Annotated in this window: 8 protein-coding genes; 4 read left to right on the forward strand and 4 right to left on the reverse strand. The window is 66.1% G+C overall.

Annotated features, from left to right (window positions below; translation table 11 throughout):
• The first annotated feature begins 13 nt into the window (after nucleotides 1-13).
• The 3 genes from AC5RT3_RS17690 to AC5RT3_RS17700 all read left to right on the forward strand — a co-directional run bounded on the left by AC5RT3_RS17690 (nucleotide 14) and on the right by AC5RT3_RS17700 (nucleotide 2,163).
• A complete protein-coding gene (locus tag AC5RT3_RS17690; protein ID WP_494050847.1) occupies nucleotides 14-481 on the forward strand; it encodes a tRNA (cytidine(34)-2'-O)-methyltransferase in 468 nt (155 codons plus the stop codon).
• Between the two features lie 205 nt (nucleotides 482-686).
• Complete coding sequence (locus tag AC5RT3_RS17695) at nucleotides 687-1,295, forward strand: sigma-70 family RNA polymerase sigma factor (RefSeq protein ID WP_494050848.1); 609 nt, start codon at nucleotides 687-689, stop codon at nucleotides 1,293-1,295.
• A 1-nt stretch (nucleotide 1,296) separates the two neighbouring features.
• A complete protein-coding gene (locus AC5RT3_RS17700) occupies nucleotides 1,297-2,163 on the forward strand; it encodes an anti-sigma factor (RefSeq protein WP_494050849.1) in 867 nt (288 codons plus the stop codon).
• A gap of 70 nt (nucleotides 2,164-2,233) precedes the next feature.
• On the opposite strand, the gene AC5RT3_RS17705 is transcribed toward AC5RT3_RS17700, so the two are convergent.
• The 4 genes from AC5RT3_RS17705 to AC5RT3_RS17720 form a co-directional block, all read right to left on the reverse strand.
• On the reverse strand, nucleotides 2,234-3,013 hold the full coding sequence (locus tag AC5RT3_RS17705) for a PIG-L deacetylase family protein (protein WP_494124793.1): 780 nt from the start codon (nucleotides 3,011-3,013) through the stop codon (nucleotides 2,234-2,236).
• A gap of 4 nt (nucleotides 3,014-3,017) precedes the next feature.
• Nucleotides 3,018-3,965, reverse strand: coding sequence for an electron transfer flavoprotein subunit alpha/FixB family protein (locus AC5RT3_RS17710; protein WP_494124794.1), 948 nt, complete (start codon nucleotides 3,963-3,965; stop codon nucleotides 3,018-3,020).
• Nucleotides 3,966-3,979: 14 nt separating this feature from the next.
• On the reverse strand, nucleotides 3,980-4,771 hold the full coding sequence (locus AC5RT3_RS17715) for an electron transfer flavoprotein subunit beta/FixA family protein (RefSeq protein WP_494008997.1): 792 nt from the start codon (nucleotides 4,769-4,771) through the stop codon (nucleotides 3,980-3,982).
• 239 nt (nucleotides 4,772-5,010) lie between these two features.
• A complete protein-coding gene (locus AC5RT3_RS17720) occupies nucleotides 5,011-6,639 on the reverse strand; it encodes a S1C family serine protease (protein WP_494124795.1) in 1,629 nt (542 codons plus the stop codon).
• A gap of 287 nt (nucleotides 6,640-6,926) precedes the next feature.
• On the opposite strand from AC5RT3_RS17720, the gene AC5RT3_RS17725 reads away from it, so the two are divergent.
• Nucleotides 6,927-8,898, forward strand: a 1,972-nt coding sequence (locus AC5RT3_RS17725) for a TPM domain-containing protein (protein WP_494124796.1), incomplete at its 3' end; no start/stop codon positions are given.

Genomic DNA, 8,898 nt, shown 5'->3' on the forward strand with positions numbered 1-8,898 from the left:
CTAGGATGGAACCGTGTTCCGCATTCTCTTCCACGCCCCTGAAATCCCCGGCAATACCGGCAACGCCATTCGGCTTGCCGCCATTACAGGGGCTGAGCTGCACCTTGTGGAACCGCTCGGCTTCGACTTCTCCGACGCCAAACTGCGCCGCGCTGGCCTCGACTACCACGACCTCGCCGTCGTGACCGTCCACAAATCCATCGAGGACGCCTGGCAGCACCTGCAGCCGGAACGCGTCTACGCCTTCACGTCGGACGGAACGGCAAGCTACACGGACATCTCCTACCAGCCGGGCGACGTCCTGATGTTCGGCAGGGAATCCGTGGGACTTCCGGAAGAGCTGAAGAAAGACCCCCACGTTACCGCCACCGTGCGGCTGCCCATGCTGCCGGCCCTGCGGTCGCTCAACCTTGCCAACGCCGCCTCCATCGCCGTCTACGAGGCATGGCGGCAGCAGGGGTTTGCGGGCGCACGCATCTGAGACCGCCGACGTCCTTCCGGCCCATAAAGATTCCTCTGCGCCACCCATCCTTATCCCCTTTTGCCCCGAATGACTCCTGGAAGCATTTCCAGGACTGATCAAGGAGCGGCAGGTGACATTACTGGAAGCAGGCTCCCGGGCCGGCCCGACCGGCCGTAGCGGAACCGCTAAGGATTCACCGCCGCGAGACTTATGCTTGGTAGTAATGGAAACTCCCAATGCGCCAAATGCCGAGGCTTCTGCCGCGCTGACAGATCCGCCGGCTGACCTCAGCCGCCGTCTTGCGGTCCTCCTGGCCGGCATCGCCCAGGGCGACCAGGCGGCCTTCGCGGAGTTCTACCAGCTGACGTCCCGCAGGGTGTTCGGTATGGCGCGCAGGGTGCTGATCGACCCCGAACTCAGCGAGGACACCACACAGGAAGTCTTCCTGCAGGTGTGGCAGAGCGCGGCAAAGTTCGATCCCGCCGCCGGCAGCCCGCTGTCCTGGCTGATGACCATTTCGCACCGGCGTGCGGTGGACAAGGTCAGGTCCTCCCAGTCCTCAACGGACCGCGAGGCGAAGTACGGGGCCAGCACCCAGGACATTGACCATGACACGGTTTCCGATGAAGTGGGCAGCAGGCTCGAAGCCGAAGCGGTTGTCCGCTGCCTGGGAACCCTGACCGATACCCAGCAGGAGTCCGTACGCCTGGCATACTACGGCGGCCTCACCTACCGCGAGGTGGCAGAGCGGCTGAACACAGCAGTACCAACCATCAAGTCCCGCATCCGCGACGGACTGATCCGACTGAAGACCTGTTTGGGGGTGAGTTGAGATGACAGAGATGAACCAAGGGCCCAACGGCCGCTCCGGGGCTTTCGGCGACACCGTATCCACGGACCTTGCTTCCGGCCGTGCCCTGGACCTGGCGGAACTCTATGCCCTGGACGCCGTCACGGACCACGAACGCCAGGCGATTGAGGACTACATCTCGGCCGCCCCGGACGCGGAGCGGCTTGCCTTCCTGGAGCGTGTCCGCCAGGCACGCGAGACCCTCGCCACAACCTTCCGGTACGAGGAAGAGCCCCCGGCTGACCTTTTCAACCGCATCGTCGCCCAACTGCCGGACACCACCAATATGCGGCAGGACGGACAGCCCGGCGCCGGAGCTACCCCTGCCCCGCCGGCCACGGTTGCAGGAACGGCCAGCGTGGATGAACTGGCCGCAGCACGGCAGCGGCGGGAGGAACGGCGCAGGCCCGGTGGAGCGCGCCGCTGGCTTGCCGGGGTTGCCGCCGCCGCAGCAATTGCGCTGGGCGGGGTCGGAGTGGGTTCCTACCTTGCCGACCAGAACGATCCCGTAAACCAGGTGACCCGGGCCGGCGACCTTCGCGAGGCGTCCGTAGATGTGTCCGCAGGCGGCACCGCCACGCTGCTCATCTCGGCATCAGAAGACGCGGCGGTGGTGAAGATGAACGACGTTCCCGCCCCGCCGGAGGGCAAGGTCTACCAGATGTGGCTTATCCCCAAGGACGGCTCGGCCCCCGTCTCGCAGGGCCTGATGGACGAGGACGCGCTGTCCAAGCCGGCCGTGGTCCAGGGCATCTCGTCCGCGTCCGCCCTGGGCATCACGGTGGAACCGGTGGGCGGGTCCCAGTCCCCCACCCTTCCCACAGTGGCTGCAGCACCCCTGGGCGCCTAGCACCGCACCAGAGACAGCAGAACGCCCCGTTCCCTTCGCTGGAAGGGAACGGGGCGTTTCCTGTTGCGGGCTAGAACCCGGCGATAGTGCCAGGTCCGTTGATTGCCACCACGTGGAAGGCTTCCGCGCTGCTGCCCTCGGGGAATCCCGCGCGCGCCGCGTTCGCGCGCATGCCGTGGCGAACGGCAGCTTCCATGGCCTCCACGTCCGGGTGCTGGCTGACGTGGACGTGGATGGCGGCCAGCTTGGCCTCCACCTTGGCGGTGACGTCCACGAAATGGTTTTCCCGCTCTTCCGGGCCGGCATACAGCCAGAGCCAGGGCAGTTTGAAAGCTTCCAGCCCGGCCTCCGCCAGTTCCGGGTACGCGAACGGGTTCTCCAGACCCGGGTAGACGGCGCGGGTCACTGCTTCTCCCACCGCCAGATGGTCAGGGTGGCTCTTCTGGATGCGCCGCCAGTTCCGCTCGGGGTGCATGGAAAGCACGACGTCGGGCCGGATCTTCCGGATCAGCCGCACCACTTCCTTCATCACCTCATGAGAGGGTTCCAGGTAGCCGTCACGCTGGTGCAGGTAATGGATATCGGTGACACCCACCAGTTTCGCGGCGCGGCGCTGTTCGGCGTCGCGCAGGGCGATGATGTCCCCGCGGTGGGCGGGGTCGAAGCCGCCGGCATCGCCGTCGGTCATGATGCAGTAGCTCACCTCAACCCCCGCAGCCGTCCAGGCCGCGATGGTGCCGGCGGCGCCGAAGTCGATGTCGTCAGGGTGCGCCGCAAAACAGAGGACCCGCCCAACCCGGTCCGTGGCCGGGTTGAACGGGCTCTGTGCCTGCAGGTTCAATGCAGTCAAAGATTCAGCCCTTACGCTTCTTGATCTCCGCGGTAGCCTGCGGCAGCACGTCGAAGACGTCCCCGATGATGCCGAAGTCGGCGATTTCGAACACCGGCGACTCTGCGTCCTTGTTGACGGCGACGATGACCTTGGAGGTCTGCATGCCGGCCTTCTGCTGGATGGCACCCGAGATTCCCGCTGAGATGTACAGCTGCGGCGAGACAGTCTTGCCGGTCTGGCCCACCTGGGCGTCGTGGCTGATCCAGCCGGCATCGGTGGCGGCGCGTGACGCCCCCACCGCTGCACCCAGGGCGTCGGCGAGCTCCTCAACCGGTCCGAAGTCGCCGTCCAGGCCGCGTCCGCCGGCGACGACGATACGGGCGTCGGTGAGGTCGGGCCGGCCGCTTGCCACTTTCTGCTCGCGGGCGGTGATGCGGGCGGCCGCTGCAGTTGCGGGCACTTCCACGGTCAGGGTTTCAGGTGCCGACGGAGCGGCGGCGGGCTCGGGGGTAACGTTGTTGGCCTTCAGGGTCACAACGGACACGGCGGTCTTGGCCTTGCAGGACGTGTTGTAGGAGCCGGCCAGGACGGACTTGTGCGCCGTTCCGTCGGCGTCCACCCCCACGGCGTCGGTGATGACGCCGGCGTTCAGGCGGATCCCCACGCGGGCGGCAATCTCCTTGCCCTCGGGCGAGTTGTCCAGCAGGACGATGCCGGCACCCGTTGCGTCGGCTGCGGCCGCGACGTAGGCCGCCTTGGGAGCAACCAGGTAGTCATCCAGGTCCTGGGCGGAAGGCCGGACCACCGTGCCGACGCCGTATTCGCCGAACGTGGCCGCGGCGCCGTCCGAGACCTCTCCATTGACGGCAACAACACTTTCTCCCAGGGTACGGGCAAGCGTCAGCAGCTCCAGGCTGCTCTTCTTCAGTTCAGCACCGGGGTTGTCAAGAAATACGAGTACTTTTGCCATGTCTGTGATCCCTCTTAGAGCAGCTTCTGTGCGGCCAGGAAGTCGACCAGCTTGATGCCGGCGTCGCCTTCGTCAGTGATGATGGTGCCTGCGGTCCGCGGCGGCCGTTCCTCGGCGCTGACCACGCTGGTCCAGGAGCCGCTGAGGCCCACCTGGGAGGGGTCCACCCCGATGTCCGACAGGGTCAGGGTGGTGATGCTCTTGCGCTTGGCAGCGATGATGCCCTTGAAGTTGGGGTACCGGGGCTCGTTGATCTGGTCGGTGACGGACACGACAGCGGGCAGCGGCGCCTCCACGGTCTCCGAGGAAGTGTCCGCATCCCGCCGGGCGGTCAGCCGTCCGCCGGACACCTCAAGCGTCGAGGCGAACGTGACCTGCGGCAGCCCGAGGCGTTCCGCCAGCTGCGCCGGCACCAGCGAGGTTTCGCCGTCCGTGGAGGCCATCCCGGTGATGATCAGGTCCGCCTGGCCCACGTGGCGGATAGCCGCCGCCAGCGCCAGGGAGGTCGCAGCGGCATCCGAACCCGCCAACGCATCGTCGGAAAGGTGGATGCCCTCGGTGGCGCCCATCTGCAGGGTCTTCTTGACGGCGTTTACCGCGCCTGCCGGGCCCATGGTGAGTGCGATGACCTGGTTGCCGGCCTTGCTTCCGCCGCGCGCCTCGGCCAGCTGCAGTGCCGCCTCCAGCGCGTATTCGTCAAGTTCGGACAGGATGCTCTCATCGCGGTCCGTCGTGAAGCCCTCCCCGTTGAGGTGACGGTCGAACTGGGCGTCCGGTACATGCTTGACCAGGACGATGATCTTCAATGTATCTTCCACTGTATTGACAGCAGCCTTCCATGCTTGTGGACAGCCAGCCGGGTGAGGTCATGGCCGCGGGATGCCCCGCATACGGGTAGCTCCTAGCTAACCACAAAGCCGCGCCCCTGTGCCCTCTTCCGTTAACGCCTGTGTCAGTACCCCTTGCGGACGTCACGACGGCGGCGTCCCCGCCCAAAGGTGGGGGCACCGCCGTCGTACTGTCTGCTGGTCCTGGCCTATGACGCCTAGCTGGCCGCGGCGCCAAGCGTGACGTCTACGGCTTGTTCCTGGCCATTGCGCAGGACAGTGATCTTTACCTTGGACCCGGCGGGCTGTTCGCGGACCGCCGCGGTCAGCTGCTCGGGTTCACCGACTGCGAGGTCGTTGAACCTGGTGATCACGTCGCCCACCTTGATCCCGGCCTTGGCTGCTGCCGAGTCCGGCTCAACGGTGGCGACCTCCGCGCCCACCGAGAACTCCGACGACGTGCTGGAGGCGGCCTTCGGCTTGACACTGACACCCAACTGGCCGTGGGAAGCCTTTCCGGTGTCGATGATTTCCTGGGCAACGCGCTTGGCGTGGTTGATCGGAATGCTGAAGCCTACGCCGATGTTTCCGCTGGTGGCCGATGCGCTGGAACCCGCGGAGGCGATGGCCACGTTGACGCCGATGACCTCACCGCTGGTGTTGACAAGGGCGCCGCCGGAGTTGCCGGGGTTGATGGCCGCGTCCGTCTGGATCACGTTGATGGAGATCTCACCCTGGCCCGCCGCCTGCTGGCTCTGTCCGCCGCCCGGAGGCGCGAACTGGAAGCCGCCCTCGTCGTCGCCCTCTGCGTTGTCGCCCTCTTTGGGGGCTGCTGCCGAGGCCACGCTGATGGTCCTGTTGAGGGTGGAGACGATGCCGTCGGTGACCGTTCCAGTGAGGCCGAGCGGGGAACCAATGGCGATGGCTGTGTCGCCCACGTTGAGCTTCCCGGAATCTCCCAGCGTGGCAGGCGTCAGGTTCGAGCCGGCGTCCACCTTGATAACTGCGAGGTCTGAGAGCGGATCGGTACCCACCAGCTTGGCGGGGATGACCCGGCCGTCACTGGCGCGGACCTCAAGGGCAGCATTCGCCGTCTGGCCGTCGAGGGTGACCACGTGCGTGTTGGTCAGGATATGGCCTTCGTCGTCCAGCACGATGCCGGACCCGGTGCCGCCCGCGCTGCCGCTGGATGCACTGATGGTCACGACGCTCGGCGATGCCTTCACCGCCGCTGCCGTGATCTCGTTGACTGAGTCCTGGTTGTTGACGATGACTGTGCCGGGCTGGCTGTTGCCGCTCACGGCCGTTGAGGATCCGGTGTTACCGAAGAGCTCCGCCGAGCCGACGGTCGCCACGCCTCCGCCCACCAGTCCGGCAGCGAGGATGCTGGCCACAAGGGTACCGACGCCGAAACTGGCCTTCCGGCGCGGCGCATCCTTGGGGTTCGGGGTATAGCCCGCCGCTCCCCCATAGGCGGCCTGGCCTCCGTGGTCGTGGTGTCCGGGCTGCTGGTAGCTGTGCTGCAGGTACTGCTGGGCGGACTGCTGGCCTTGGCCGTAGCCGGCCTGCCCGTAGAACGGCTGGCGCTGCGGGTAATCCGGGCGGGGGCCACCGGGCAATTCCTGGGTGGGATTCGTGCCGTATTGACCCAGGTCTTCGGTGGGGTGCTGCAACGGCGGAATACCCTGACCGCTGCCAGCCGGAGCTGTCCCGTTCGCTTCCGCCGCGCCGTCCGCATGCCGAGCCTCCGGGGTCCGTTCCTCCTCGCGGGCGGAGTGTTGCTCCCAGGGGTTCTGGCGGCCGGCGCGGCCGTCCGGAGCCGGTCCGGGAGTTTGGTTCTCAGTCATGAGACTTCCTTTCATCCTCTTCTGCATTAACTATGGACCCCTTGGCTGGATCAAGCTCGGACGTTTGCTGAGAGCTTCCTGAAGGGTCGATTCGGCTCTCTCGGTCCGCCCTTGCAGCGTTTCGCTGCTGGCATATTCACCCCAATGGACGGTGTGTGGGGTGCACCATAGAATCAAGATGAATTGCCACAGCGACCTGCGGCTTCACACCAAGCGTGGGGGCGCTGTTGGATTCTGAGACGACTGATTCGTCCCGAATCGGTGTCAGGCGTGCTGAAGGGTTGCACATGCGGTCAAAGTTCATACGTACACTCGCCGTGATCGGCCTTGCGGGCCTGTTTACGGTGCCGGCCGGCGCGGCCTGGGCCGAGGACCCGGTCACTCTGGATCCCGCGACCAAGATTGTGGACTCCGCCGGCGTCCTGGGGTCTCAAAAGGGTGAAGTCCAGGACGCCATTAAGAAGCTTGGGGCCGAGCATTCCACCGTGCTCCACGTCGTGACGGTCAAGAGGTTTGAGAACCCCAGCGACCGGGAGGCCTGGACGGATGCGGTAGCGGAAAAGGCCGGGCTTGGGTCCAATGCCCTGATTTTCGCTATAGCTACGGACACCCGCCAGTACACCCTCAATAAGGGCGGCAGCAAGATTACCAATGCCCAGCTCGAAAATATCAAGAGCAAGGCCATCGGCCCGCAACTTGCCAATGACAATTACGCACAAGCAGCAATTAACGCTGCCGCCGCAATTGGTGATGCAGCAGGCGGTGGCAGCGGGAACGTCCCCGGTGACGGCGCCGGGGCGGCTGTCCTCGTTGGTGCGGGCGTAGTCGCCGCAGGCGGAGCAGGTGCCTACCTGTACTTCCGCAACAAGCGCAAGAAGACCGCCGGGCAGGCCTCAAGCGCCAGCTACGGGCCCCAGGGAGAGCACGTAGACCCGCTCGCTTCGCTGAGCGTTGAGGAGCTGCGGCGCAAGAGCGGTTCGCTGCTGATCGAAGCCGACGACGCCATCAAGTCCAGTGAGCAGGAGCTCATGTTCGCGCAGGCGCAGTACGGGGACGCCGCCGTCGGAAACTTCACCAAGGCGCTGGACGAAGCCAAGGGCCACATGAGCGAGTCCTTCAAGCTCCAGCAGCAACTGGACGACCACATCCCGGACACCGAGGAGCAGCAGCGCACGTGGTACGGCGAGATCATCCGCCGTTCCGAGGCTGCCCTGGCCTCGCTCCAGGAGCAGAAGGCGGACTTCGATTCCCTGCGCGAGCTTGAAAAGAACGCTCCGCAGGCCCTCGCTACTGTTAACGCCGGTGCGCGCGAGGCGGATGCAAAGATTGCCAGCGCCGAGCAGTCTTTGACTGCCCTGCGTGAGAAGTACGCTGAAAGCGCCCTGACACAGGTGTCCGACAACATCCTGCAGGCCAAGGAACGCCTGGCCTTCGTCCAGAACGCTACGGCCACCGCTGAGCAGAAGCTCAGTGAAGGCGAAGGCAGCCTTGCGGCTGTTGCCGTCCGTGCAGCCGAAGAGAGCCTGCATCAGACCAACGTCCTCCTGGACGCGATCTCGAAGGTCTCGTCCAACCTCGACGAAGCACGGAACAGGCTCGAGGCCGCGGTGGTGGACACGTCGCAGGACCTCGCCCAGGCACGCGCCATGATCCAGTCCGGGGCGCACCACGAACTGGCAGGGCCGGTGGCCGGCGTGGAGGCTGCGCTGGCGCAGGTGAAGTCGGAGATCCAGGGCGGCAAGATCGATCCGATCGCAACGCTCCAGCGCGTGGAAACGGCCCATCAGTCGCTCGACCAGGCCCTCACAGGCATCCGCGACCAGCAGGAACAGTCCCGCCGTGCGCAGGCCTCGCTCCAGCAGACCATCATGTCCGCCCAGGCCCAGATCAGCGCCACCTCGGACTACATCACGGCCCGCCGCGGCGGCGTGGGAACCGAGGCCCGGACCCGGCTGGCGGAGTCGCAGCGCAACCTGGACTACGCCCTCTCAATCTCGCGGACCGATCCGGTCACGGCCCTGACCTATGCCCAGCAGGCACACGCCCTGGCGGCGCAGGCAGCCCAGCTGGCACAGGCCGACGTAGACCACTTCGGAGGCTACGCCAACCAGGGTTACGGCCGGGGCGGCATGTTCGGCGGCGGTGGCGGCGGCCTGGGCGGTGCCATCCTCGGCGGCATCCTCATCAACTCCATCCTCAACGGTGGAGGCGGAGGCGGCTGGGGCGGCGGCCATCTCGTCGGCGTCGCGGAGGGTCCGC

The sequence above is a fragment of the Arthrobacter sp. Y3221159 genome, from assembly GCF_059089885.1.

Excerpts from the sequence above, each read along its gene's own strand:
- AC5RT3_RS17720 (WP_494124795.1), bottom strand. The coding sequence starts at position 6,639 with ATGACTGAGAACCAAACTCCCGGACCGGCTCCGGACGGCCGCGCCGGC.
- AC5RT3_RS17700 (WP_494050849.1), top strand. The coding sequence starts at position 1,297 with ATGACAGAGATGAACCAAGGGCCCAACGGCCGCTCCGGGGCTTTCGGC.
- AC5RT3_RS17695 (WP_494050848.1), top strand. The coding sequence starts at position 687 with ATGGAAACTCCCAATGCGCCAAATGCCGAGGCTTCTGCCGCGCTGACA.
- AC5RT3_RS17710 (WP_494124794.1), bottom strand. The coding sequence starts at position 3,965 with ATGGCAAAAGTACTCGTATTTCTTGACAACCCCGGTGCTGAACTGAAG.